Source organism: Pseudomonas sp. ADAK2, from assembly GCF_012935755.1.
Lineage (GTDB): Bacteria > Pseudomonadota > Gammaproteobacteria > Pseudomonadales > Pseudomonadaceae > Aquipseudomonas.
Map to the genome: position 1 here is coordinate 1,377,308 of NZ_CP052862.1, position 22,495 is coordinate 1,399,802.

Genomic DNA, 22,495 nt, shown 5'->3' on the forward strand with positions numbered 1-22,495 from the left:
TAATTTATTGCTTCAGATCAAACTCTTCAGCGCAAGCTTATGCCGATGTCACAACCGTGCATCCCTACCGTTGAAAAAGCACTCCAGTTCTTTCCATCAGTGGATATCCGCAGAGCACTCTCGTCGCCACTTAAGAAATAACCTTCAAATAGCATATCGATTCTTTCGATAGCGATTGCATGCGGAGGTAATGTCCGCACTTGCAGAGCAATGTCCGTAGGGCCACGACGAATTGTTATCAAAGGCCCGACAATTTCCACATCCCAATTGTCGTCACCGGCTGACCACACGTTGTCATCGATCCTCAGTGTTGTTGCGCCTGTTGTATCCGCAAGAAATCCCGATAGTAGAACCGGTGCACCCGGCTCTTCGGGAGGTCGAACAGATAGCAGGTTCACTCCATGGACCTGAATTAGAACTTTACAATCAACGAAGCTGACGCCGGCAAATCGAACTTCAATAGGATCAGGGCCGAAATCAAACAACTCTGAGGCAAACCCTTGCTGCTTGCACACAGGGTTATCGTTCGCTCTGGCAACAGTTGCGGCAGATAGAGTTCCACGCGCTCGTTTTTGATTGCACTGCATGCAGAGCAGAGTCATCCCGGCTGGATTGTGCTCCTTCGCATCCTTGAAGTCGGGATCGAAGTGCTCGTAATCATAGTAAGCCAAGCCGCATATCACGCAGCCGAACCCACACCGAGTCCGGATTTCACGACGGACATCCTTTGGCACGTACCGGCCAAGTCCATGCTGGTTTCGCTCTGCCATTGCTTTCTCTCGAATGTGTCCAGCCCATGTCGGGCCGAACACAAATAACCCACTTCAACGAATCACGCCAGCAGCCGAAAGGCACCACCTACCGCGCTGACGACTCTGAAAATCGATCAGTCGCTTTCCTGTAATTCGCCAGGTCGATGATCTGCCGCAAACAGATCACGACTTCCAGCTTCTGCTTGTCGTCGGGTATCCCTATTCGCTTCAGCATCATTCGCGCGTCTTCCTCGATCGCCGCGAGTGCATCGATATCGCTTTGCAGTCTCATGTCGGCCTCCAGCCAGGCTGAGTTCGACATAAATAAATACCCCAACTTTTTGAATCACGCCAGCCGGCGAGGATCCCCTATGTCCGCACAACAGAAGAAACACCCCTTCGATTTCAAAACCCAATACGGACTTGGCTTCAGCACTCAGGACGATGAGATCGTTGTCGACTTCTTTTGTGGTGGTGGTGGCGCCGGTACCGGTCTGGAAATGGGCTTGGGCCGCGCGGTGAACGTAGCGAAGAACCACAACCCTCAAGCGATCAGCATGCACACCGTGAATCACCCGGGCGCTGTTCATTACACCACCGACGTGTTCGAGGGTGATCCGGATACCGAATGCGGCGGCAAGGCCGTTGGCTGGTTCCACATGTCGCCGGATTGCACACATCACAGCCAGGCCGCCGGCGGCCAGCCGCGTAAGCGTGAGATTCGTAACCTGTCATGGATTGGTCTGAAGTGGGCCGGCAAGAAGAAGCCCCGCGTCATCAGCCTAGAGAACGTGAAACAGATCCTCCAGTGGGGGCCGCTGATCGCCAAACGCTGCAAGGCAACTGGCCGAGTGATGAAGTTGGGTGGAGCCATTGCCGAGCTGGGTGAAGTCGTCCCGGTCCACCAGCAGTTCCTGGTGCCTGACCCGAAGCGCCGCGGCCAGACCTGGGCAACCTTCGTTGCCGAGCTGCAGCGCTTGGGCTATGTCGTCGAGTGGCGCGTCATCAAGGCCTGCGACTTCGGCGCGCCAACCAGTCGGGAACGTTTGTTCATGATCGCCCGCTGTGACGGTGAGCCCATTGTCTGGCCGGCGCCGACACACGCCAAGCACCCGGTGAAGGGTCAGCAGAAGTGGCGCACCGCCGCCGAATGCATCGACTGGACGATCCCGAGCAAAAGCATCTTCGATCGGCCCAAGCCGCTGGCACCCGCCACCCTGCGCCGAATCGCCAAGGGCATGAAGAAGTTCGTCATCGATGCCGCCGACCCTTTTATCGTGCCGATCGCAAACTGGTCCGGAGAAAGCGTGCAGTCAGCGCACGACCCGCTGCGCACTGTCACCTCTTGGCCGCGCGGCGGATCCTTCGCAATGGCCAGCCCGATCATCGCGCCAGCCACGCACCAGGGCAGCGACCGGATCAACGACCCACACGCCCCGCTGCCGACGGTGACCTGCGCCAACCGCGGAGAGCTGACGCTGATCAGTCCGACGCTCATTCAGACCGGATACGGCGAACGCCCGGGACAGGAGCCGCGCGTGCCTGGTCTGGATCAGCCGCTTGGCACAGTGGTAGCCGGCGGTGTGAAGCATGCTCTCACCAGTGCTGTCTTGGTCGGTACCGGTGGACCTGAGTACTCGGGCAAGCCGGCATCGATTGATCAGCCGGCCGGGACGCTGATGACCCAGAACCACCGCGCGATCGCCGCCGCGCACCTAGTGAAGTTCCGGTTTTCGGATGAAGGCAAGGCACTCAATGAGCCGCTGCCGACCATCACCAGCGGCGGCAACTATCAGCGCCCAGCCGGAGCGGCCCACGCGATGGGTATCTCGACGGTGTTCATGGCCCAGATGAATGGCGGCTTCAACACCACCGACGCCAAGAGCATCGAAGACCCGATGACGACGGTCACCAACACTGGCAGCCAGCAGCAGTTGGTGACGGCGAACCTGGTGCATCTGCGCGGCAACTGCGACGCGCGGGACGCAGCAGACCCGCTACACACCATCAGCGCCGGCGGCACCCACCACGGATTGGTCACCGCCTTCATGGAACGCCAGTTTGGCGCCAGCGTTGGCCAGGCCGTGGACGAACCCGCACCAACCATCACGGCGGGAGGCGGCGGCAAAAGCTCGCTGGTCGAGTTTCAGCTTTCGCCCGAGGTAGAAGCCGGCGCGCTGCTGGTCGCAGCATTCTTGATCAGCTACTACGGCACTGAGAACGTGAGCGCCGCTGGCGAGCCCGCACCGACCATCACCACCAAGGACCGGCTGGCCCTGGTCACCGTCACCATCAAAGGCACTCCGTACGTGATCGTCGACATCTGCCTGCGGATGCTGCAACCGGCAGAGCTCTACAAGGCTCAGGGCTTCCCCGCTGACTACATCATCAGCCACGGCGCCGATGGCAAACCATTCACCAAGACCCAGCAGGTGCACATGTGCGGGAACAGCGTCAGCCCGCCGCCAATGGCAGCATTGGCTCGCGCCAACGACCCGTGGCGAGCAATAGAAAGGCAGGCGGCCGCCGCTTAATCCCATACCCCAGAACCGCAAAACCCCCTCCATTGCTGGAAGGGGTTTTGTGGAGAGGATGGGATTCGAACCCATGGAACGGTTGCCCATTCGCCGACTTATTAGGACGGTGCAATCGGCCACTCTGCCACCTCTGGAAAGCTTTTGCTTTCCGCAGGAGGCTGAGCGGCAGGAAATTTAACTCACCGCCAAGAAAATATCAATACGCCACTACCGGCGAGGACGCTCCATGCCCACAGAAAAACAAAAGGCCTATCACGTTGGTGAAGGGTCCGAAGGCGAACATGTCATCACCTTCGCCAGCAGCAGCGCCCAGGCTCGCCGCGAAGGCGGGAACGAACTGAACCTGGCCTTCGAGGAAGTGAGCTTTTGCCGGCGCGCGCCGTGGGCAGATGAATTCGCCGGGCAATCTTTCATTCCAGCAAAGGCGTATCACGACCAAGGCTGGTGGCTGTACTGCAACAACTGCGAAACCCCGCTTTATGAGGACGCCGAGGACGACGAAGGTAATCCGCTCACGCTCATCTACGCCGGCCGGCACGCCTACTGCGATCAGGACTGCAAAGACTTGCGGGACAAGCTGATCGCAGATGCAAACGCCAAGGGTGAATCCTTCAAGGTCAGGGTGCTGGCCGAGCGCCCCGACCTAACATTCGGCGAATTTAAGATTGGCTACCCGTGGATCGTCATGTCCACCACGTTCAAATTCCCCGGCTGCCAGTACGGCGGCTCAGTCCGCGATCAGGAAGATAACGGCGACCTGACTTGGTACGTGGCCCAGGGTGACAAAGCAGCGTGGGACTTCTATCAGCAGGAGCGTGCGGCATGATCAGTCTCTTCTGGCGTATCGCCGCCAAGCTACCGGCTGAAATCTACGCTATATGAATCGACGGCAGTATCGCCACTGGCGACGAGCAGTTGCAGCATGCTAGCTAACACCACCTATCACAACATCCCGGGCGCCTCTTTCTAGGAAGTTACTGCTAATGGATAACTTCAATACCGAAAACAATTACCCTTGAGCAATATACGTGACTAGCTGCCTGCCATACGCAATACCGATTGTATGCAGCAAGCATGTTCATGTCGTTGACAGGGTTACTAACCTTAGTTTCTTTGGCTAGTCGCTCTATGCCTTCAAGATATCTTGGCGGAACTGGAACTATTTGCTGAGCCGCAACATCGATAAACATAAAAGACACAAAGTTATTTGCATCTAAATTAAACAGCTGTATCAAAACACCATCATCGACATTACCTTCAACCATTCCACGATCACAAAGTAGAATACCGACACCACCACCCTCATTGTCGTAACTAAAGACCGTAATATCTTTTACTAGGCGCTCATTCTCCACCAAAGACTTGACCATTGTTTCAAGCAAATTTAGTCCATTATCAAGCGGCTGAAGAATCAAAAGATATATGGCCTTTAACCACTCAATATATTCATCTTCCGATACACCATATTCCCTGCAAATTCTTGCAACCTGGCTTCTACGACCATCGTCGATGCTAGAGAAATTTTCCGCCAACTGCGCACTACCCGGCACAACGCCTTTCAACGACGCAAGGGTGTGTAGTGTTTTTTTGATTGAATAGGGATTTCTGAATGAGTTTAGAAACTTCAAAAGATAAAGCCTTAAAATTTCCACTTTGAAATCTGTTGAATTTGGATCCGCAATTTTTTCAAGCAGAGATTTCGTTAACTCTCCGATATCATTTTCGTAGACCTGAAAGGCAGCTTCTAAATTTTCTTGACCGCCTCCCTCTAACATCTTAAGAGCATACAAATCTTTAATCGCAAGATTCTTTTCTATCTTTTTACCTGCAAGATCCAGATTTTTTATTATTTTTGACTCAGCATCAACGACCTCAAACTTGAAGATCCGCTGATTTTCTGAACTGACGGATTTATCAATCGCATTTAGCCGCTGTTCAACTTGCGATATATAGTGATGATTTCTAGCCTTGCTTCTTTCCATAGTTTCACCTACTACCCAGCTCATTGATCCCAGCCCAATCTTGACATCTTTTTATCCCAGTTTTCAATTTAACGCCACCCTATAGTTTTGTGGTTGCACGGAGTCTTACTTACTAGCGAAACGAACCTTCAAACATTTCCATATGTGCTGCGGGCTCGGCTCGGACTCGGTCGCACCCGGGCCTGAATGGTTCCTGCTGGGAATCTTTGACACCGAAAACGGGGCTTTCGTCAGCTGGGCGCGCCGCGAGGTGAAGCCATGATCGCCCTCGCCTAGTTCGCCTACGTGTACTGCTACAAGGGGCCGCGATGATGACCTCAGTCTTGCTTCTTCCCCTTGGCCCATCCGCACACCATCAAAACCAAACCTGGGATCCACAAGCCAGGCGCGGTGATAGCAAAGCCACAAACGGTCAGTGGTAGCCCTGTTAGAAACAACGGGTTTCGAAACGCGTTTTCCATAGCAACTTCTCCTTAATTTCTCTCATTAAACCACAAGGCCTGCCGGTGAAAAGGCGGGCGAGGCTCAATCATGTCCGGAATAGAACGAATGCTTGAAGAAATGGCTGCGCCATCGCCACCAGCAGCCGAAGTCGTCACCGTACCCCGCATCCTTGCCGAAGCAGCATTGACGGCGCTCGAGGATAAAGGCGCGACACCATCTGAAGTTCTGGCGCTCCGGTGCATTCTGGCTGAGCCAGTCTTGCAGCTCTGGGCAATCCACAGTGTTGGCCCGGGCGAAGAATATCCCTGCCTCAATAGGGAAGATGCCGAGCGCCGAGCAAAAGAGCTGCGAGCCATGGGCGACACGATGAAGGCTGAACGCATCGCACGCGGCGAAAGTGTTGAGCACTGGCCCGACTGGGTAACGAACGTCGTCCCATCCCCATGGGAGCCTGCCGAACACTTCGAAATAATGGCAGAGGAATGGATGGAGGACGCTGACCAGCTCCGCAAGGAGGTGATCAAGCTGACGGATCAAAGCAAAGAACTGCTGGAAAGCCTCACCAATCTCGTCGGTCTGGCCAGGCTTGGCTCCGCACGACTCGACAAGTACAACGCCGCCCTCGCCCCCGCTGAAGCAGTAATCGCCAAAGCCGCCCAATAACCACCTTCTGCCGTCACGCGCGGCATGGAGCAACAACATGGAAACAGAAATCCTCTCAGACGAAGAGCTCGCCGATATTACCGGCTACAAGGCCAGGGCCTACCAACGCCGGTGGCTAATTGATCGCCAGTGGGTGTTTATCGAAAGCCGCGGCAAGCGGCCGCTCGTGGGCCGGATGTACGCCCGCATGAAGCTGGGCATGCTCTCCCCGACCATCATGGACCCCAACCCACCGCCGGCGGCGCCGGCATGGACGCCTGACTTCTCGCGAGTGAACTGATATGCGACCCCGCAAGGCCGAAACACGTAATTTGCCGCCCCGGATGTATCAATGGACGCGGCCACGGAAAAGCGGAAAAGACTGGATCGCCTATTACTACCTCGACCTGACCGGGAAGGCGATTCCACTGGGTAAAGACCTGGACCTGGCCAGGATCAAATGGGCGGAGCTCGAAGCCAAGGAAAAGCCGCTCGACCTGCGCACCATGAAGGGCATCTTCGACCGATACATCCGCGATATCGTCTCGAAGAAAGCGGCGCGCACCCAGAAGGACAACCTGGCAGAGATCAAGCAGCTCCGGCCGATGTTCGACAGCGCCCCTATCGACTCGATCACCCCGGCCACGATTGCTGGCTACCGGGATGCGCGGACGGCCAAGGTACGGGCGAATCGCGAGATCGCCACCCTTTCCCACGTCTTCAATATCGCTCGGGAATGGGGGCTGACGACCAAAGAGAATCCCTGCCAGGGTGTTCGTAAAAACAAGGAAACGCCGCGGGACTATTACGCGAATGATGTTGTTTGGGATGCTGTTTACAAGAAGGCTGCTCAAGAGCTGAAAGACGCGATGGACCTGGCCTACCTGACCGGGCAGCGGCCGGCAGATGTCCTGGTCATGAGAAAGGACGATGTCGAGGGGAAATATTTGGGTGTACAGCAGAACAAGACACACAAAAAGCTGCGTATTCAAATGACCGACGGCGACGAGGCCAACAGCCTGGGGCTGCTGATCGCAAAAATGGCTGAGCGCAATGCTCAGCACATTTGCAGCTATCTGATTGTGAGTGCGCGCGGTAAACGCATGACCGCGAAGATGCTCCGCGACCGATGGGACAAGGCTCGTGAAAAAGCCAAGAAAGAGGCTGATGAGAAAGGCGATGTTCAACTGGCCGAGAAAATCGGCAGCTTCCAGTTCCGTGACATTAGGCCGAAAGCCGCGTCGGAAATCCTCGACGTCGGCGATGCGAGCCTGCTTCTGGGTCACACAAAGGGCGACATTACCGAACGTGTTTACCGCCGCATCGGCGCCATCGCCAAGCCGTCAAAGTAGCCCAAAAACCCGTTACAAAACTCAAACTTGACCCCTTGTAGAATGCGGCCTTCAGAGGAGCCGTAAAACGAAAGTACTGTAACGAAAAACAGCTACAGGGCCCGGTTTCAGCGGCTTCGAATAGCGGTCTTGAAAACCGTCGACTGTAACAGGTCCATGAGTTCGAATCCCATCGCCTCCGCCATCTTGAATACGTTAGAGCCCTGATTAGTCAGGGCTTTTTCGTTTCTGGGATTTGGTGAAATCGCTGCCTTTTGGCATGTGTCCCATAACCCTACCTGTTACACCCCTCGTCCGGCGTCCTGCCGATCGTTAATTATTCGTCATGTAACACGATGCTACGCTGACCTTCCAGCGGCCATAGTTCGCGCTTTGGGCTTGGCGGAGTCGACCAAATACAGGGTCTAGCGAACGATGGACTCGCGCGAGCTCCTGAGAGCCAAGCAATGTCCAGCAAAAGGGTTACTGAATGCCGAAGAAACAGCAGGAAAATAAAACGGCGGCGACCGCTGCGGACATTGAGCGCTCTATCCAGGCCCTGAACAAAATGGCTGAACGCCTTTGGGGTGATGGCCGGGAATCTGAGGCGAAAGCGCTGCTTGATGCTTTGGATTCGCTAAACAGAGCGTTGGATCGGATCAGAATTGGCGAGAGTCGCAGGGTTGCGACGCTCCATTAAGTGATGTACGAGGCAGCCTGCCATCCAGTTGCAGGCTGGGTAAATTGACGGAGCGAAGGCATACATCTATGGGGCTTCTTGAGTTTCTATCCGACCTCCTCACTCTCTTCGGCAATATTTCGTCTTACGAAAAGCCTCGTCGGGCCTTTACTCGGGGATTTGTCGCATTCTGTGTGTTGGTGGCCGTGCTTGAGCTGATGATTCTGAACCATATCTATGAGCGGCCATTCTAGAGCTTGCCAACGGGGTCGAAGAACGCGGCTCAGCCGATGTCCCCCGACAACGTCCATATCAAAATCCGCTTGATTCTTCCTCGCCCTGAAAGGCGCCACCCTATCTCTTATCGACGGAGCACCTGCAATTGCTCGTTCCGCAGTATCAATGAGTTGTTGGGTAACAGCTGATCCGCCGCAATTCAAGCAGAGAAAGATGAACATACATTCATCCTGCCGCCGCTGCAGGTGTCTACCCTCAAGGTTCCGACATAGTGAATACAGGAGTAACCCACCATGTTCTCGCACGAAAGCATCCCGCTTATTTCGCTCTTCATCATCATGCTGCTTTGCGTGCTTGGAGCCGTACTTCACCCCGTGCACGCACTCTGGGGTTGGGTTCAAAGGCGAAAGAGTAAATCCATTTACGAACGCAAAGAGCAAGTGAGGAAGCTTTATTCTCGCTGAGTGATGTTCAAAGAGGCCCGGCAAAGTCCGGGCTTTTTGTTGCCTGTACGCTACCAGGCAATAGAAAGTCCACGCCACAAAGTGCAAATAAGCGAAAACGTGGCGAAGATATTTCGAAATGAAAGCCTTGCTGAACTGAAGCTTGATCTCGGCGACGAGGTAGTCACCCCAGTCCAACAACTACAGCTTCTCTTTCACGTGCGGGAGCATAAAGTGCAGCGCAGTCTGTTCAAACTCATCGAATGCACTGCTTCGCAGCGACTCACGTGAGCAACCTCTCATGCTCGCTTTCATGGACGTAAATCCACGAGATTCCCGATGGGGAGGTGTGGTCGATGCGCATGAGGGCCGAATCAATTTTCTTCTTGGTAATACCGTCCTTTACGAGATCGAATACCGCTAGAAAGAAGTCCCCTGGAAGGGGTGTGATCGACAGATTAGTGATGTGCGATTCGGGGCTCCCGACACGCTTTCCGTGTAGGCCCCAGAGTCGCTCCCAGTAGTCCGCCCGCCCCATGATCTGGCCATCCGTGAGCACCACTCGGAACTCACTAGCCAGCGCATCGTATAAGGGTTTGATGGCGCCTTCTGACTGAGAAGACACGCCGCGCGACCACGGAAAGAAGAGGTTATACCAACGGTAAACCTCAGCTTTGACGAGGGCTGTCTTATCTGATGTTTCGAGTACTTGGCTGATTGCCATCTATGTTCTCCTTAACAGGCTAAAGGTGGCGGGTTTTGCGTTACAGACTGGAAGTCTGACTACGCATCGCCTGAACGACGTACCGCGCCCTATTCAAGTTCCATCCTGGAATCAACGTCATTGGGTCCAGCTCAAATTAACGCTTCAGCTACTTCTTGGTTTCTCCCGTCGCTTTACGGACTCGCTCACAAACGTAGCCTCTAGCTTGTTGGGTTGCATTGAAAACTGACCAACGGTTTTTGTAATGTAAGCGCCCGCCCCATACACCTTGCAGGCTTAAACGGCGCTCACGCCCCATGCCCATAGGGGGCATGTCACTCCGAGGTCCACGCCATGGTTGACTTGCAAAATGGTTTCGGACCCGCCTACGTAGAGTAAAAAGCGTTGCCACAGGCACAAAGCCAACCAGCAAATTTAAGTCCTTGCCCCACCTTCGCCGGCTAAATCGGTCGTTGAGCAGCACCAGACTGATCTCACTAGAGTGAACCTGGTTGCGCGCCAGTATCCGCGAGGAAGCAATGAGCAATCTTCGACAGCGGTCCGGGCAGCTCGCAAAAGTTCGCAAAGAGCTCTACGACCTCGACATAACGGCTAGAGGCTTCGCCCCACAGCAGGCGAGCAAGGGTGTCGCGGTCTTCCCGATAACAGGCATCACTTTTCTCTGAGCGAAAAAAAGCCCGCACTCGGCGGGATTCAATGATTAAGCTATGTGCTCCACGCAGGGAGGCATTTATGAAGTACACAACGATTCTTTTGATTGCGGCTTTACTCGGTGGTTGCTCCTCATACAGTGAGCGCGGTACCGGCGAAGGCGGAAGGGAACTCAACAACAAAGGCTACACCGTCCGCTGCGATGCAACACCAGCCAATCAGCCAGGCTGCTATACCCCAGCGCCGTCATGGTCTTGGTGGCCATCCAACAACATAAAACTCAAATTAGGGGCGAACTGAATCAGCTCCTCGTCCGCGTTTGCTGTGGTCGTTGATGCGCTGCGTTACTGATACTGAAAGTCGGATTCGACAGCCTCACTGCCAATGCTCACAGAGCTTGACCAGCTCATCGACCACGTACCTGACCTTGGGACGCAGATGCGACACCTTTGGCCAGACGGCGTGCACATCCACCGGATCCGGCTCGTATGCTTCAAGCACTTCAACCAACCTGCCCGCTTCGATGTCTTCTCTGAACAGGCAACGCGGCATCTGGCACAAGCCTGTCCCGGCAACGGCCGCAAGAATCATGGCTTCCCCGTCACCAATCTGGTGGGCGGACAGTGGTGCATAACGCACCGTTTCTGCCCCTTGCCTGACGCGCCATGACAGCGGCTGGCCCCGGCGATGGCCGACAATGCAGTGGTGATGGCTCAGCTCTTCCAGTGTTTGCGGAACACCAAAACGTGCCAGATAGCTGGGCGCGGCACAAATCGCCCAGCGCTGGCGCGTCAACCGGCGCGCCACCAGGCCACTGGTGTCTTTCAAATCGCCGAAGCGCACCAGCAGATCAATACCCTCTTCGAAGGGATCAACAATGTGGTCGGAAAACGTCATGTGCAATTGCAGCGCGGGATATTTGTTGGCGATCTCGAACAGCAATGGGGCCACTACCCGACGACCGAATGCCACCGGGATATCTACCCGCAGGCGACCTGATGGTTCTGCGCCCCTTGGACCGAGCCCGCTTTCAGCAGCGCCGATTTCTTCAAGGGCGGTGGAGCAAGCCGTCAAATAAGCCTCGCCATCGGCCGTCAGGGAAATCCGTCGGGTGGTGCGATGAAACAGCTGGGTTCCCAGACGCTCTTCTAGCCGCGCAATGGACTTGCCCACCGCCGACTTGGAGAGTCCGAGGCGCTCGGCCGCCTGAGTGAAACTGGTGGATCGCGCCGCGACCACAAACGTGATCACACCCTGAAAGGAATCGATAGGAACCATAAAAAATCGTCTGATTGTAGAATCTATGTCTACCCAGATTATAGTTTCAGGCTGTTTATCGCCAGCAGACTCCACACTAGCATGGGCTCTCGAAAGACATCGATGCGGCTCGACGCCAACAAAGCCGCATCTCTGATCCATGCCTAAAAGAGGAAATACGTCATGCCCGTCGTACGTGTGAGCTGGTTCGAAGGTAAGGAACACGAGCAAAAAGCTGCGGTTGCCGCAGACATCACCGAAAGCATCGTCAGGTACACCGGTACTGATGCGAACTACATCTACGTCATCTTCGAAGACATTGCGCCATCGGACTGGGCGGGTGCGGGCAAGCTGTTCGGGCAAGCTCCAGATAAACCCTGAGTTGTCGGCCGCTACGTGCATCGGCTTGGTCAGCGATGCGCCCCCTTGCTCCAAGAGATGCCAAAAAAAGGACTCTGAAAAATACGGCAGCGCAGATGCCAAGTCCTGGCGTCATCGGGGTTGATCGGCGACCTTGATCTGCGTCAGCCCTACCCGTTCAGCCTGCTCTAGAACCTGCTCCGGCGTCGCGTCCGCATTAGGCATGATCAAGCTGTTCTCCCCATCGCCGAAGTGCAGCTGCAACAGGTGCATCGCCGCCTCGTGGACGGGCAGTTGAAGCTGCTTTAATTGGAACATGTACGTGCGGGGCTCGCCGTTGAACAGGTATTCCAGGGTGAAGTTGCGCACGGTGGCATCCTCATATGGCTAGAAGTACAGCTAACCATCCTGACTTGATGATCATCGTATAGTTCAGACTCATAGGTAGAGCATGGCCCGGGCGGTTGACGTTGCGCCTCTACTTAAGCTCACACCACGATTCGGCATAGTCGAACCTTTGGAGAAAAACGATACAACGGCTAAAGGCGGGAACAATAAAGAGTTGAATATTTAGTGCTGACTCATGCCTTTCAACAGGTGGACACTGATTGGTTTCAGCCTAAAAAACAGGCTTTTCCACGGCAGCCCATTCTCGGGGATACCCTGATGGCATATTAACGTCAGCGATGGCAAGCTTCTGCCCCGCAGCGCCAACCCGTGTGCAGCCGGGCAGGAAGCTCAATACCCAATAACTGCTGTTATTCACCGCGGGTGCCCATCACCTGTTGGTTCAACTGAACAAGGATGTCGTCATGAAAGTCTCTCTTGGTTTCGTCGCCCTGGCTGGGTGCCTGTCTACCTTTTCTGTGTTGGCCGCCGGCCCGAGCCAAAGCGATCTGTTCAAAGCGCTGGCGGAGTGCCAGGCCAGTGCGCAGCAGGTGGCCGAGTTCAATGGCCTGGTGGACGCTGGACAATTGTCGTTGCCCAAGGATGTGCCACACAGCCCATGGGGCGGCGGCGCGTGGCAGGTCACGCCGGCGCTGACGGTGCACGGTGTATCGTCGACCACCGCAGTGATGACTGACCGCGCCAGCTTCTTTCTCCAGGCCAAAAGCAGCAGTCCAAAGGCCGATGCAGAGCAGATCGCCAGCAAACTGGAGCTGAAAAAAGTCCTGGATACCGACGGTTATGTCGACTTCCAGCGCAGCCTCGACAACGGCGCAACCCTGCGAGTGGTTTCCACGGAAGACAAGGACAGCGATCTCTACGTGGGTTGCAGCTATCAGCAGAACGCTTCCTGATACCCGGCAGTAAATGGATACGTCGCGAGCCCTGTGGCTTCACGGCGTCTCCTGCTGCCTGACAAGACGGGTCCCGCGTTCGCTGCTTAGTGTGGTCGCGTGGCCGCGCCTTTTTTTCTCCCCGCTCTACACTGCCCACCCAAGGTTATGACTACCCAATGAAGTCTTTGATCAAACCCCTGCTGATCGCCGTCCTGGTAGCTGCCCTGTGCAATCTGCTGGTGAGATTTGTCGTGCCCTACACGCTCATGTTCCTGATCCCCGAGGGCTGGGGCGGCAGTTGGGCTTTCTGGGCCAACCCATGGGTCTCGGGCTTTATTGCCGGACTGGTGGTGGTGCGCTTGCTACCTGCACAGCGCTACTACGTGGTGCCGATGCTGATCTTGGTATTTGCCGTGATTATCATCGGAGGCTATGCGCTCAATCGTTGCAACGCCGGGCAACTGGCGGCGATAAATCAGTTGTCGGAGCAAAGCTGGAGTAGCCCGAGCTACATCGGCAAGCCCGATGCTCCGACGGCACCCCAGGAACCCCTGCCACCCGTTGACCTGACCGACGCGCCGGGCGTCACTCAGGAAGGCCAAAGCTATGGCTACAGCTGTGTGCGTCCCGGCGAAACCGTGGATTACTTCCTGGCGCTGCAAATGTCCTATGGTGCCAGCCTGCTGGGCCTGATGCTGGCCTTGCTGCTGACCCATCGCTACCGCAGAACACCGGCATCGCGCCAGGGCTGAGGTAGAACAGGCCATCCTCAGTGACTGCCAATAAAAACGGGGATGGCATTGTTCAACGAGAACCCCACCAGAAAGACAGCCAGCCCGACGTCGATCTGGCGCGTGTATTTCAGAAACAGCGCCCGGACCCGGCCTTGTCCGAACAGCAAGGCCACCGTTGAATACCAGATCAACTCCAGCGTTGAACATAACAGCACCACCAGCACCTTATCGGTCCACTGTGGCGCCGACACCGGCGGTCACCGAATGGAGTGATGAAAAACGGCTGACAATAATGAAGTTCGGGCCCGGGCTGATGACCGCCATGATGTAAATCAGTGCCGCTGCAAACATGAATGCTCCTAATTGCAAAAAAACAGCCCGCGCGGCGGCAGTCCTTCAGTTACAGCAACACTGAAAAGCGATGATGTTTACCTGGCCGGATGTTGACGGATGATCGTTATCGAAGCCGCTACCGCATTGCTCTTGATCGGCCGGGTAACGGCACGTTATATCTCAAGCCGCGAGGTGCAAGTATCGGGTTCAAAGAGGACTTTTATGGGCAGACCGTACACTGTTTGCAATTAGCAACGTTGATGTCGCGCATTGCCAACCTAGCAGTAAAACCGACTGATATCGCAGACCGTTAAAGAATAGGGTTATAACTTTTTTTGGATCCAATCAATAAGGATGTACGTGAGTTTTACTCCCGCAGCCAAGAAAGTGAGCAGCCGAAATATGCAATCCAATGCTCTTATGTTAGTTTTGCCGCGCTTCACCCCATCGACTCATAAAATGATGCCTATCGGGCACACCAAGGAATTCTTGCGCATGGCTGCGTCCAACAAATGGCTGATGTCATCGGCTGCGTATTACCTCGATTTTTTTACCGTTCCACTGTTTGTCGCCCTCGCCCTGTGTATCGCCCCCTTACATCTCGGTGAGGCACTCGCCGGCCTGCTGACCTGGTCGTTGGTTGAGTACCTGGTGCACCGCTTCTTGTTCCACTCGTTATACCGCCGGGAACATTGGACCCATCATCTTGATGTGCTCGCTTTCATCGGCATTTCCAGTTGGAAGACCAGCTCGGCCTATGCCGGACTTTTGGTACTTGCGTGGTTGACCGGCCTGACGTCGGCTTTCACCGGCGTGATCGTCGGCTACTTCTTCTACATCTCATTGCACTACGTGATGCACCGCCCGGAACACTGGGCCTACCGTTTTATTTCGGGACTGGCGGTCAATCATGACCTGCATCACCGCAAAGGCGTCGAGAAGAATTTCGGCGTGTCCTCGCCACTCTGGGATCACGTGTTCGGCACCTATGTCCGGGTCCCGGCGCTCAGCACGGTCGAGGAAAACACATAAAACACCCTGTCGTATCGGGTTGCGGGCCACACACCCACCCCCAACTTAACCACCGCCCGTCCGCTCCCCAGCACCTTTGCATTTCCCCTTCTTCCAATATTGTGTCAACCACGCTTATGGAAGATTTGAACCATGAAAAACAAATTTGCAGTGCTCACCCTCGCCGGTCTGCTCTCCACCTGTTCGCTTTATGGCCTGGCTGCCGAGAAGACGACCGAAGGCTCCGCCCTTCCACCGGGGACCGCGCAGCCGCAAGGTAACGAAACGAACAGCGTCGGGACGGGTACGGACGGTGGCAAGTCGGCCACCGGCATTGATGGCACGACGGGAACCATATCCAATGGCGCCGACTCTGGCACGACCGATAACGGCCCTGCTCCCGCCGGAGGTTCCAAAGGGGGTGGTGAGGGTAAAGGGGGTACCGGCTCTGGGAGCTGAATCGAAACAATACATGCCCGGCCCAGCGCCGGGCTTTTTTTCGCCCATTGCTCGCTGTTCAAGCGTCAGGCGGACCATCGGCCGGATCGGCGCCGTCACGATTGTTGATAAAGGCGTTCCAGTGCACATAGGCATCGTGCTGGCGTTTGACGGCCTCCTCCCATGCCGGCCCTGAAACCGACCGTGCGGAAACCAGTTGCATCATTTGCGCGGTTGCCGCATCGAGATCCATCAGCAGTGCGTGGGACTTGATCCTGAAATCGTCGACTGACGTCATTGCGTCCACTCCCATTGACCTGCCAAAACAGAGAAGCAAAGGCTTCAGGAACATTGAGCCGGTATTCGGTGAATGATTCACGGCGGCCGATCACCGGTAACGCGCGCCAATGAAAAAGCCCAGCGCGATGGCTGGGCGGCGGTTATTTTCTGTGTTTCAGCATCTTGTCGGCGAGAGCCTTGGCCCCTTCGCAGGTGTTAGCCGCGGATATTAAGGAAGGCGTTCCAGCGTTCGTACGCATCGTGCTGTCTTTTCGTGGCCGCGTCCCATTCCGGCCCTGAAACGCATTTTGATGTCACCAACGTCATCATTCCCATCGTCGCGGCATCCAGCTCGATCAAGAGCGCGTGTGATTGGGTTCTGAAATCTTCGAACGATGTCATTACGTTGCCTCAGTGCGGAGTACACCGCCATCGAGGAACAATTGCCCCTCGATCAATGGAGTCCGGCCATGACCGATAATTCACGCAGCCTGACGGTCGGTGCACGTTAACAGGCGCTGGATGACACCATTCGTCGCCTGCAAAAAGGTGGCGTGGCATGCGCGAGCCTGTCTGGCGTGGGGATTGCAAAGGCCGGTCTAGCGGCCCCAGAACGACGTAATTCTGACGCGGCGGCAATCACAATCAGCTTGCTCAGTCCCCGGAGATGTAACGTGTCAACTCTCAATGAAATCGCAGCGAACCACGCGAGAATGGCTATGGCAAAGGCACAAGAGTCGACCGGACTGAACGAGCGACATCTTCAGATAGTGGGCCATTTCGAATTGCCCTGCGTCGATGCACCACCGCACGTGCCCCTGCACTTGATCACGGCAGCGCAAGACAACCCACTCGGCCACGCCTGCGCCTGATCCGACACTTCCCTGTCACACGCCAGATGACTCGACATTTGGCGTGCAGCAAGCCCCGCCCTACGCGGTGCTTGCACCGCGCTGCTCCCGTCCCAGGCCATATCCCCCGCCCGCACGCAGCGAGTGACGGAGCTTCAGCGCCGGCCGTTCGACCAAGCAGTAAGACACGCCGCTCAGCAAAAACGAGAGCAGCAGCATCGTCGGGACGTTACAGGCAGCAGGCCAGAACCCCCGCAGGAAAAACATCACCACAAAGTGGTTCAGAAACACGCCATAGCTGATGTTGCCCAGCAACTCGTCAATGCGGTGGTATTTCAGCCTGCTCAGCAAGAATACGGCCAGCACGCCCAGGGCGATGCCGGCGGTCACCTCGGCGTTGAAGGGGCGCCGAGGAATGATCCCCGCGGCAATGGCCACGAACATTAGCGCGGCCATGATGGCGGTAGCGGCAACCATCATCCCGCCCCTGGCCTGTAACCTGTACATATAGCTGCCGCAAAGGAAGATAAACAGCACACCGGGCAGCAGTCTGTAGCCGTAGACGTCGGTGTTGATGTAACCCAGGGACGCGACCATGAACACCGCCACCGACAGCGCAAACGCGAGGCCTCGCAGCTTGTAGACGATCAGGAACGGGATCAGCAGGTAGAAACACACTTCGAGCCCCAGCGACCAGGCTGCCGGCAGGATTTCGGGGATGGTGAAGCCGTACATGTACAAATCCAGCGGAACAATCGTCAGGCTCAGGGCGATGTTCTTGACGGTCAGCGCTGCCGCAGGCGGCGTACCGGGTAACAGAAAATAAATCACCACGCAGGAGGCGATGAAATAGAGCAGAAACTGCGGGTAAAGCCGCAACAGTCGATCCACGTAGAACAACGGAAACTGCCCAGGACTGTTGTAATTCCTCTCGATCAGGGACGTCATCACGTAGCCGCTGATGATCAGAAAGGAAACCACCGCGACAACGCCGGGATTGAGCCCCGCAAACGTCACGCCCATATTTGAAATCGCCACCAGCACCGCCAGCAGCAGTCGAAAAGCTCCCACGCGCCTCATCCTTGAATGTCTAATTATTTTGCGCGTTAAGTTACGTGGCTTTTGGCTAGTAGGACAGTGCTTTCAGATCATGGCCAGGAAACAGCCGGACCGATGGCTGGCGATAACCCCTTTCCTCGACTAGTGTTTCTACCTCATCGAACAGCGCCCGCTTCATCGCGCACGCTTTATCTAAGGAGAGATAGATGGCATCCGTTCGAATTGACGAGCAAACCTGTCGCGCCTGGTCCAGCCCTATCCTGCTTGAGCTCAAGGAGCGCGAGCATCAGTTGGACCCGAAGGAACGACAGGCGCTTCAGAATGTTCTGCTGGAAAGAAGGCTTGTGAACCTCGGCAACCCCGATGGCCCGGATCGGCGCAACGCGGATCCGGCGAAAGGCGACAAACTCTGGTAACTGCCGCGCCTCACCGATTCGCTGCCTCGACCCCGGGTTCACCCCGCCGCAGCGAATCCCCGGTGCAGATCCTCGATTAACGCCTCGACATCCTCCAGCCCGATGTGCAATCGCAGCACCGGATTGAGCGCGCGATCCTGCTCGCTATCGCGCTCGTTGAGCTCAGCGACCGTGACCAGGCTTTCATAGCCACCCCAAGACGCGCCCAGGCCAAATAACTGCAGCGCGTCGATGAAGCGCTCGATGTAACCCGCGTCAACGTCGCGCAACTCAAACGAGAGCAAACCGTTACTGCCCTTGAAGTCCCGCTGCCACAAGGCGTGGCCGGGGTGCTCGGGCAGTGCTGGATGGAACACTCGCTTCACTTGCGGCTGAGCCTGCAACCAATGGGCGATTTCCAGCGCCTGGCGTTCGTGGACTTCCAGGCGTGGTGCGAGGGTTCGGGCGCCGCGCAGCACCAGGTAAGCGTCGTCGGGGCTGACGGCGCTGCCGAAGGTGTCGCTCATCGCCGCCAGCGGTTGCCAGACATCTTCGCGGGTGCAGACGCTGCCCATGACCACGTCACTGTGGCCGCACAGGTATTTGGTCAGCGCCATGATCGAGATGTCGGCGCCGAGGGTCAGCGGTCGATACAGGTAACCCGAGCCCCAGGTGTTGTCCACGGCCAACAGGATGCCCCGCGGCTTGCACAGTGCGGCCAGGGCCGGCAGGTCGCAGAGTTCGTAGAGCAAGGAACCGGGCACTTCGGTGTAGACCATTCTGGTATTGGCTCGCAGCTTTGCAGGCAAGTCGCTGGCGTCGGGGGCGAAGGAGCTGACGTCGATCCCGAACGGCTGCAGAAACTCCCGGGCCAGGCGCCGCACGGGCGAGTACACGGCGTCGGTGATCAGCACATGATCGCCGGGGCGCAGGTAAGCGAGGAAGGTTTGCGCGACCGCTGCCAGGCCGGTGCCGAACAAGCGAGTTCGGTAGCCGCCCTCAAGCTCCGTGACCAGGTCCTCCAGGGCAAACGCCGTCGGATTGCCCCGGGCGCCATAGCTCAGGACGCGCTCATGGTCGCGTCGGGAACGGGCGTCGCGCATTTGCGCGAGGCTGTCGAACAGCACCGTGCTCAAGCGCGTGACCGGGACGTTGACCGCGCGACCGCCGTTGCCCTTTTCGGTGCGCGCCGAATGGACCAGTCGAGTGCGAACCCGATCACCATAGGAAGCTTTCAGCGGTTTGAGACTGGCGATTTCCTCTGCGCTCATCTGCGCCAGCAGGCCGATTTCCCAGGCCAGGTACTGCCGCGCCGCGTCTTTGTTGCCGCTGTGGCGGTCGTGGGTGAAGAACAGGAAATCGATGCACTGCTCGTCAGGCGGTGTGTTGACGTCCTCTTGCAGGGAAAAACCGGGTGCACTCGAAGCGAACCGGGTTTGCTGGCGCTGATGCTCGGGCAACTCCAGCGCCGCGAAAGCCGCCAGCCTTGGGTCATCCGCCAGCAACACCAACGGCCGTTGCTCCCCGGCCACATCAGCCGCCAGCAACGAGCGGATCGACCAGCGCGCCCCGCCGATATGACCTTTGCGATAAACCATGCTCGGGCGCAGATCGATCAGCGCGACCGCGTCATCCTTCAATGCATCGGCCAAGGCCTGCGCCGAGATCAATGGCAATGGTTCAGGCGAAGCGGCTTCAAGTACCGGCAACGCCAAAGAACTGCCGACGCCACCCTCAAGCACATAAGCCTCATGCCCCAACTGCCGCAGCCAACTGGCGACAATCGGTGCGCGCACGCCATCGCTATCGACCAACACCAACCGCGCCCGGCGCACGCCGATGTACAAATCGGTGGATTGAATCAACTGCCCGCCCGGCGTGTGTTGCGCGCCCGACAGACTGCCGGCGGCAAACTCCTCGGCGGTACGCACGTCGCACAGGAACAGGCTGCGCCCATTATCCAACGCCCACGCTTCTACTTGAGCAGTCCCGACGGTTTTCACCCCAGCCTTCTCCGCCAGTTGCGCGGCAGCCAAGCGCTGCCCCGGCAAGGCATCGCTTGACACCTCATCGGCATAGCGCCGCGTGCTGCCATGCTCCAGCTGAAAATCCTCCAGATACCAACCCTGGGTGCCGTTCTCCAAGGCATAGACCGGGTTCTTCAGCCCCAGGTTGATCAGCGTCTGCGCGCCGATAATGCTGCGGGTGCGGCCGGCGCAATTGACCACGATCGGCGTGCTGTCGTCCTGTACCAGGTCGTGGACGCGATAACCCAGCTCGCCATTCGGGCAGCACACCGAACCGGGAATGGTCATCTTGCGGTATTCATCGAATGGCCGACCGTCGAGCACCACCAACGGTTCGCCCCGGGCTTGCCATTCGGCCAACTGCCTGGCGGTGACATGCGGCGTATGGCTGGCCTCTTCCACCAACTCGCCAAAGGCCTTGGACGGCACATGCACCCCGGCAAACAGCTGAAAACCCGCCGCCTGCCAACCCTCGGCACCGCCATCGAGAATGTGCACGCGGCCATAGCCCAGCGCCTGCAAACGCCGGGCGGCGCGCGCCGCAACGTCGCCGCCGTCCTGGTCATAAATCACCAGCCGTACCTGCGGATTCGGCGCCAGCCGCCGCACCTCCAGCTCCAGGCGGCTATAGGGCAGATTCACCCCGAAAAACAGATGGGCTTCGCCATATTGGCCATGCTCACGCACGTCAAACAGGGCGATTTCCTGCCCGTCGAACAGCCACTGCTGCAATTGCCCTGGAGTTACGGTCTGGCTCATGGGAGTCCCGCTTGGAAAATAGAGTTATTGAAGTGCGAGGGAGCGCTCATTCGCGGCGATGTCGCGGCCCTTGGCATAGGCGCGCTGAATCGCCGGCCGGGCCTTGAGACGTTCGCGCCAGGCATGGATATGCGGGTAATCCGCCAAGTCCTGGCCCTGTCGCAGCGGCTGAATCCACGGGAAGATCGCCATGTCGGCGATGGAATACTCGCCCGCGACATACGGCATTTCGGCCAAACGCGTTTCCAGCACTCGATACAACCGCGTCGCCTCGGTATTCAGCAGGTCGAGGGCAAACGGAATCGGTTCCGGCGCCTTCTCCTTGAACAGCTGCAACTGGCTCAGGTACGGCGTCACATGCCCGACCTGCCAGAACAGCCATTCCTGAACCTTTTGTCGTTCCGCCGTACCGGATGGCGGCAGAAAACGCCCGGCCTTGTCGGCCAGGTAATTAAGGATCGCACCGGATTCGAACAGGCTCAGCGGCTGATCCAGACCTTCGGGCGCATGATCGACAATCGCCGGAATCCGTCCATTGGCGCTGATGCGCTGGAACGCCGCTTCTTTCTGCTCACCCGTGCGAATGTTGACCGGCAGCACGCGGTAGTCCTGCCCGAGTTCTTCGAGCAGGATGCCGATCTTCAGCCCGTTGCCGGTGGGCCAGTAGTACAAGTCGATCATGCGTAGGCCTTGATCGACGGCGCCATTTGCGAGGCGTTGTAATTGAGGATTCGCCCGTCGGCTTCCACACCGTAGCGACCGTTAAGGGATTCCAGCGGCAAGCCATAGAGGTGGAAATGCAGGGTCGCCTGTTCGCCCTCCACCCGAATCCCATGCAGGTCTTCGCCGAGGAACGAGATCGACGTGCCGGGTTGCACGATCACTTCTTTTTCCAGGTGCAAAGTCGTGAACCCAGGCTCGCGACCTTCGTCACTACGGCCGTAGACGTAGTTGATTTCCTGGCCCTCGACGGCGCTGATGATCGCCCAGGTCTCGTGGTTGTGCGCGATGGTGCTTTTGCCCGGCAACAACGAGTTCAGGTACAGCGTCGGCGTGTCGCCATCGTCGTTGAGGCGATAGCGGAATGCGGTGCTGCCCTGCCCCGGCACAGGCGCCGGAAACGCGTCGAAGTTGAACAGGTCGCGGCGCTCGGCCAGGGTTTCGAGCAAGGCTACGATTTCCACCAGCGCGGCGCGGTCAACGCCCCGTTGATTAATGACGCGGATTTTCTTGAGGAAATCCTCGATGACGACGGCACGGTTATCGGTACTCATGAATTAGCTCCTC

The 22,495-nt window shown here is 57.1% G+C and carries 27 protein-coding genes and 1 tRNA gene; 13 read left to right on the forward strand and 15 right to left on the reverse strand.

What is annotated here, in order from left to right:
• Window positions 1–26 precede the first annotated feature (26 nt).
• Together HKK52_RS06210 and HKK52_RS06215 are read right to left on the reverse strand one after the other, a co-directional pair.
• Window positions 27–671 carry a hypothetical protein gene (locus tag HKK52_RS06210; RefSeq protein WP_237150712.1) on the reverse strand — a complete coding sequence of 215 codons (645 nt, stop codon included), beginning with the start codon at window positions 669–671 and terminating at the stop codon, window positions 27–29.
• A gap of 187 nt (window positions 672–858) precedes the next feature.
• Window positions 859–1,044 (reverse strand): hypothetical protein, encoded by a 186-nt coding sequence (locus HKK52_RS06215; RefSeq protein WP_169370035.1) that lies wholly within the window; start codon window positions 1,042–1,044, stop codon window positions 859–861.
• Between the two features lie 79 nt (window positions 1,045–1,123).
• Between HKK52_RS06215 and HKK52_RS06220 the strand changes: the two genes are divergently transcribed.
• Window positions 1,124–3,286 carry a DNA cytosine methyltransferase gene (locus tag HKK52_RS06220; RefSeq protein WP_169370036.1) on the forward strand — a complete coding sequence of 721 codons (2,163 nt, stop codon included), beginning with the start codon at window positions 1,124–1,126 and terminating at the stop codon, window positions 3,284–3,286.
• Window positions 3,287–3,336: 50 nt separating this feature from the next.
• Here HKK52_RS06220 and HKK52_RS06225 read toward each other — a convergent pair.
• A tRNA-Ile gene (locus HKK52_RS06225) sits at window positions 3,337–3,421 on the reverse strand.
• A gap of 94 nt (window positions 3,422–3,515) precedes the next feature.
• Here HKK52_RS06225 and HKK52_RS06230 point away from each other — a divergent pair.
• Window positions 3,516–4,115: a hypothetical protein gene (locus HKK52_RS06230; RefSeq protein WP_169370037.1), complete on the forward strand. Its 600-nt coding sequence runs from the start codon at window positions 3,516–3,518 to the stop codon at window positions 4,113–4,115.
• 154 nt (window positions 4,116–4,269) lie between these two features.
• Here HKK52_RS06230 and HKK52_RS06235 read toward each other — a convergent pair whose 3' ends face one another.
• Complete coding sequence (locus HKK52_RS06235) at window positions 4,270–5,295, reverse strand: hypothetical protein (RefSeq protein WP_169370038.1); 1,026 nt, start codon at window positions 5,293–5,295, stop codon at window positions 4,270–4,272.
• A gap of 525 nt (window positions 5,296–5,820) precedes the next feature.
• On the opposite strand from HKK52_RS06235, the gene HKK52_RS06240 reads away from it, so the two are divergent.
• The 4 genes from HKK52_RS06240 (at window position 5,821) to HKK52_RS06255 (ending at window position 8,388) form a co-directional block, all read left to right on the forward strand.
• Complete coding sequence (locus tag HKK52_RS06240; protein WP_169368740.1) at window positions 5,821–6,378, forward strand: hypothetical protein; 558 nt, start codon at window positions 5,821–5,823, stop codon at window positions 6,376–6,378.
• A 37-nt stretch (window positions 6,379–6,415) separates the two neighbouring features.
• The gene (locus tag HKK52_RS06245) at window positions 6,416–6,658 is read left to right on the forward strand and encodes a DUF4224 domain-containing protein (protein WP_169370039.1); all 243 of its coding nucleotides are present in this window, start codon (window positions 6,416–6,418) and stop codon (window positions 6,656–6,658) included.
• A gap of 1 nt (window position 6,659) precedes the next feature.
• On the forward strand, window positions 6,660–7,709 hold the full coding sequence (locus HKK52_RS06250) for a tyrosine-type recombinase/integrase (RefSeq protein ID WP_169370040.1): 1,050 nt from the start codon (window positions 6,660–6,662) through the stop codon (window positions 7,707–7,709).
• 469 nt (window positions 7,710–8,178) lie between these two features.
• Window positions 8,179–8,388, forward strand: coding sequence for a hypothetical protein (locus HKK52_RS06255; protein WP_169370041.1), 210 nt, complete (start codon window positions 8,179–8,181; stop codon window positions 8,386–8,388).
• Window positions 8,389–9,330: 942 nt separating this feature from the next.
• On the opposite strand, the gene HKK52_RS06260 is transcribed toward HKK52_RS06255, so the two are convergent.
• The gene (locus HKK52_RS06260) at window positions 9,331–9,771 is read right to left on the reverse strand and encodes a hypothetical protein (protein ID WP_169370042.1); all 441 of its coding nucleotides are present in this window, start codon (window positions 9,769–9,771) and stop codon (window positions 9,331–9,333) included.
• A 1,026-nt stretch (window positions 9,772–10,797) separates the two neighbouring features.
• Entirely contained in the window at window positions 10,798–11,700 is a 903-nt protein-coding gene (locus tag HKK52_RS06265) for a LysR family transcriptional regulator (RefSeq protein WP_169370043.1), read from the reverse strand.
• A gap of 162 nt (window positions 11,701–11,862) precedes the next feature.
• On the opposite strand from HKK52_RS06265, the gene HKK52_RS06270 reads away from it, so the two are divergent.
• Complete coding sequence (locus HKK52_RS06270) at window positions 11,863–12,060, forward strand: tautomerase family protein (RefSeq protein ID WP_169370044.1); 198 nt, start codon at window positions 11,863–11,865, stop codon at window positions 12,058–12,060.
• Between the two features lie 111 nt (window positions 12,061–12,171).
• On the opposite strand, the gene HKK52_RS06275 is transcribed toward HKK52_RS06270, so the two are convergent.
• Complete coding sequence (locus tag HKK52_RS06275) at window positions 12,172–12,408, reverse strand: hypothetical protein (RefSeq protein WP_169370045.1); 237 nt, start codon at window positions 12,406–12,408, stop codon at window positions 12,172–12,174.
• Between the two features lie 443 nt (window positions 12,409–12,851).
• On the opposite strand from HKK52_RS06275, the gene HKK52_RS06280 reads away from it, so the two are divergent.
• Both HKK52_RS06280 and HKK52_RS06285 read left to right on the forward strand, forming a co-directional pair.
• Window positions 12,852–13,340, forward strand: coding sequence for a hypothetical protein (locus HKK52_RS06280; protein WP_169370046.1), 489 nt, complete (start codon window positions 12,852–12,854; stop codon window positions 13,338–13,340).
• A 158-nt stretch (window positions 13,341–13,498) separates the two neighbouring features.
• Entirely contained in the window at window positions 13,499–14,074 is a 576-nt protein-coding gene (locus HKK52_RS06285) for a hypothetical protein (protein WP_169370047.1), read from the forward strand.
• A 17-nt stretch (window positions 14,075–14,091) separates the two neighbouring features.
• Here HKK52_RS06285 and HKK52_RS32540 read toward each other — a convergent pair whose 3' ends face one another.
• Together HKK52_RS32540 and HKK52_RS32770 are read right to left on the reverse strand one after the other, a co-directional pair.
• The gene (locus HKK52_RS32540; RefSeq protein ID WP_237150714.1) at window positions 14,092–14,280 is read right to left on the reverse strand and encodes a hypothetical protein; all 189 of its coding nucleotides are present in this window, start codon (window positions 14,278–14,280) and stop codon (window positions 14,092–14,094) included.
• Between the two features lies 1 nt (window position 14,281).
• Window positions 14,282–14,407: a hypothetical protein gene (locus HKK52_RS32770; protein ID WP_272900297.1), complete on the reverse strand. Its 126-nt coding sequence runs from the start codon at window positions 14,405–14,407 to the stop codon at window positions 14,282–14,284.
• 477 nt (window positions 14,408–14,884) lie between these two features.
• Here HKK52_RS32770 and HKK52_RS06295 point away from each other — a divergent pair, with 477 nt between their 5' ends.
• Both HKK52_RS06295 and HKK52_RS06300 read left to right on the forward strand, forming a co-directional pair.
• Window positions 14,885–15,421 carry a sterol desaturase family protein gene (locus tag HKK52_RS06295; protein WP_169370048.1) on the forward strand — a complete coding sequence of 179 codons (537 nt, stop codon included), beginning with the start codon at window positions 14,885–14,887 and terminating at the stop codon, window positions 15,419–15,421.
• Window positions 15,422–15,553: 132 nt separating this feature from the next.
• Window positions 15,554–15,859: a hypothetical protein gene (locus tag HKK52_RS06300; protein ID WP_169370049.1), complete on the forward strand. Its 306-nt coding sequence runs from the start codon at window positions 15,554–15,556 to the stop codon at window positions 15,857–15,859.
• 58 nt (window positions 15,860–15,917) lie between these two features.
• Here the strand turns inward: HKK52_RS06300 and HKK52_RS06305 are convergent, their stop codons facing one another.
• Together HKK52_RS06305 and HKK52_RS06310 are read right to left on the reverse strand one after the other, a co-directional pair.
• The gene (locus HKK52_RS06305) at window positions 15,918–16,136 is read right to left on the reverse strand and encodes a hypothetical protein (RefSeq protein WP_169370050.1); all 219 of its coding nucleotides are present in this window, start codon (window positions 16,134–16,136) and stop codon (window positions 15,918–15,920) included.
• A gap of 197 nt (window positions 16,137–16,333) precedes the next feature.
• A complete protein-coding gene (locus HKK52_RS06310) occupies window positions 16,334–16,519 on the reverse strand; it encodes a hypothetical protein (protein WP_169370051.1) in 186 nt (61 codons plus the stop codon).
• Window positions 16,520–16,791: 272 nt separating this feature from the next.
• Between HKK52_RS06310 and HKK52_RS32545 the strand changes: the two genes are divergently transcribed.
• The gene (locus tag HKK52_RS32545) at window positions 16,792–16,989 is read left to right on the forward strand and encodes a hypothetical protein (RefSeq protein ID WP_237150716.1); all 198 of its coding nucleotides are present in this window, start codon (window positions 16,792–16,794) and stop codon (window positions 16,987–16,989) included.
• A gap of 60 nt (window positions 16,990–17,049) precedes the next feature.
• Here HKK52_RS32545 and HKK52_RS06315 read toward each other — a convergent pair whose 3' ends face one another.
• A complete protein-coding gene (locus HKK52_RS06315) occupies window positions 17,050–18,039 on the reverse strand; it encodes an acyltransferase family protein (protein WP_169370052.1) in 990 nt (329 codons plus the stop codon).
• A 194-nt stretch (window positions 18,040–18,233) separates the two neighbouring features.
• On the opposite strand from HKK52_RS06315, the gene HKK52_RS06320 reads away from it, so the two are divergent.
• Entirely contained in the window at window positions 18,234–18,443 is a 210-nt protein-coding gene (locus HKK52_RS06320) for a hypothetical protein (protein ID WP_169370053.1), read from the forward strand.
• Window positions 18,444–18,481: 38 nt separating this feature from the next.
• Here the strand turns inward: HKK52_RS06320 and metC are convergent, their stop codons facing one another.
• The 3 genes from metC to HKK52_RS06335 are packed head-to-tail and all read right to left on the reverse strand — an operon-like array spanning window position 18,482 to window position 22,482.
• Window positions 18,482–21,208, reverse strand: coding sequence for a cystathionine beta-lyase (gene metC / locus HKK52_RS06325; RefSeq protein WP_169370054.1), 2,727 nt, complete (start codon window positions 21,206–21,208; stop codon window positions 18,482–18,484).
• A 24-nt stretch (window positions 21,209–21,232) separates the two neighbouring features.
• On the reverse strand, window positions 21,233–21,889 hold the full coding sequence (locus HKK52_RS06330; protein ID WP_169370055.1) for a glutathione binding-like protein: 657 nt from the start codon (window positions 21,887–21,889) through the stop codon (window positions 21,233–21,235).
• On the reverse strand, window positions 21,886–22,482 hold the full coding sequence (locus HKK52_RS06335) for a hypothetical protein (protein ID WP_054614483.1): 597 nt from the start codon (window positions 22,480–22,482) through the stop codon (window positions 21,886–21,888). The genes HKK52_RS06330 and HKK52_RS06335 overlap by 4 nt, the downstream gene beginning before the upstream one ends.
• Window positions 22,483–22,495: the final 13 nt, after the last annotated feature.

Excerpts from the sequence above, each read along its gene's own strand:
- HKK52_RS06215 (WP_169370035.1), bottom strand. The coding sequence starts at position 1,044 with ATGAGACTGCAAAGCGATATCGATGCACTCGCGGCGATCGAGGAAGAC.
- HKK52_RS06220 (WP_169370036.1), top strand. The coding sequence starts at position 1,124 with ATGTCCGCACAACAGAAGAAACACCCCTTCGATTTCAAAACCCAATAC.
- HKK52_RS06230 (WP_169370037.1), top strand. The coding sequence starts at position 3,516 with ATGCCCACAGAAAAACAAAAGGCCTATCACGTTGGTGAAGGGTCCGAA.
- HKK52_RS06235 (WP_169370038.1), bottom strand. The coding sequence starts at position 5,295 with ATGAGCTGGGTAGTAGGTGAAACTATGGAAAGAAGCAAGGCTAGAAAT.
- HKK52_RS06240 (WP_169368740.1), top strand. The coding sequence starts at position 5,821 with ATGCTTGAAGAAATGGCTGCGCCATCGCCACCAGCAGCCGAAGTCGTC.
- HKK52_RS06245 (WP_169370039.1), top strand. The coding sequence starts at position 6,416 with ATGGAAACAGAAATCCTCTCAGACGAAGAGCTCGCCGATATTACCGGC.
- HKK52_RS06250 (WP_169370040.1), top strand. The coding sequence starts at position 6,660 with ATGCGACCCCGCAAGGCCGAAACACGTAATTTGCCGCCCCGGATGTAT.
- HKK52_RS06255 (WP_169370041.1), top strand. The coding sequence starts at position 8,179 with ATGCCGAAGAAACAGCAGGAAAATAAAACGGCGGCGACCGCTGCGGAC.
- HKK52_RS06260 (WP_169370042.1), bottom strand. The coding sequence starts at position 9,771 with ATGGCAATCAGCCAAGTACTCGAAACATCAGATAAGACAGCCCTCGTC.
- HKK52_RS06265 (WP_169370043.1), bottom strand. The coding sequence starts at position 11,700 with ATGGTTCCTATCGATTCCTTTCAGGGTGTGATCACGTTTGTGGTCGCG.
- HKK52_RS06270 (WP_169370044.1), top strand. The coding sequence starts at position 11,863 with ATGCCCGTCGTACGTGTGAGCTGGTTCGAAGGTAAGGAACACGAGCAA.
- HKK52_RS06280 (WP_169370046.1), top strand. The coding sequence starts at position 12,852 with ATGAAAGTCTCTCTTGGTTTCGTCGCCCTGGCTGGGTGCCTGTCTACC.
- HKK52_RS06285 (WP_169370047.1), top strand. The coding sequence starts at position 13,499 with ATGAAGTCTTTGATCAAACCCCTGCTGATCGCCGTCCTGGTAGCTGCC.
- HKK52_RS32770 (WP_272900297.1), bottom strand. The coding sequence starts at position 14,407 with ATGTTTGCAGCGGCACTGATTTACATCATGGCGGTCATCAGCCCGGGC.
- HKK52_RS06295 (WP_169370048.1), top strand. The coding sequence starts at position 14,885 with ATGGCTGCGTCCAACAAATGGCTGATGTCATCGGCTGCGTATTACCTC.
- HKK52_RS06300 (WP_169370049.1), top strand. The coding sequence starts at position 15,554 with ATGAAAAACAAATTTGCAGTGCTCACCCTCGCCGGTCTGCTCTCCACC.
- HKK52_RS06305 (WP_169370050.1), bottom strand. The coding sequence starts at position 16,136 with ATGACGTCAGTCGACGATTTCAGGATCAAGTCCCACGCACTGCTGATG.
- HKK52_RS06310 (WP_169370051.1), bottom strand. The coding sequence starts at position 16,519 with ATGACATCGTTCGAAGATTTCAGAACCCAATCACACGCGCTCTTGATC.
- HKK52_RS06320 (WP_169370053.1), top strand. The coding sequence starts at position 18,234 with ATGGCATCCGTTCGAATTGACGAGCAAACCTGTCGCGCCTGGTCCAGC.
- metC (WP_169370054.1), bottom strand. The coding sequence starts at position 21,208 with ATGAGCCAGACCGTAACTCCAGGGCAATTGCAGCAGTGGCTGTTCGAC.
- HKK52_RS06330 (WP_169370055.1), bottom strand. The coding sequence starts at position 21,889 with ATGATCGACTTGTACTACTGGCCCACCGGCAACGGGCTGAAGATCGGC.
- HKK52_RS06335 (WP_054614483.1), bottom strand. The coding sequence starts at position 22,482 with ATGAGTACCGATAACCGTGCCGTCGTCATCGAGGATTTCCTCAAGAAA.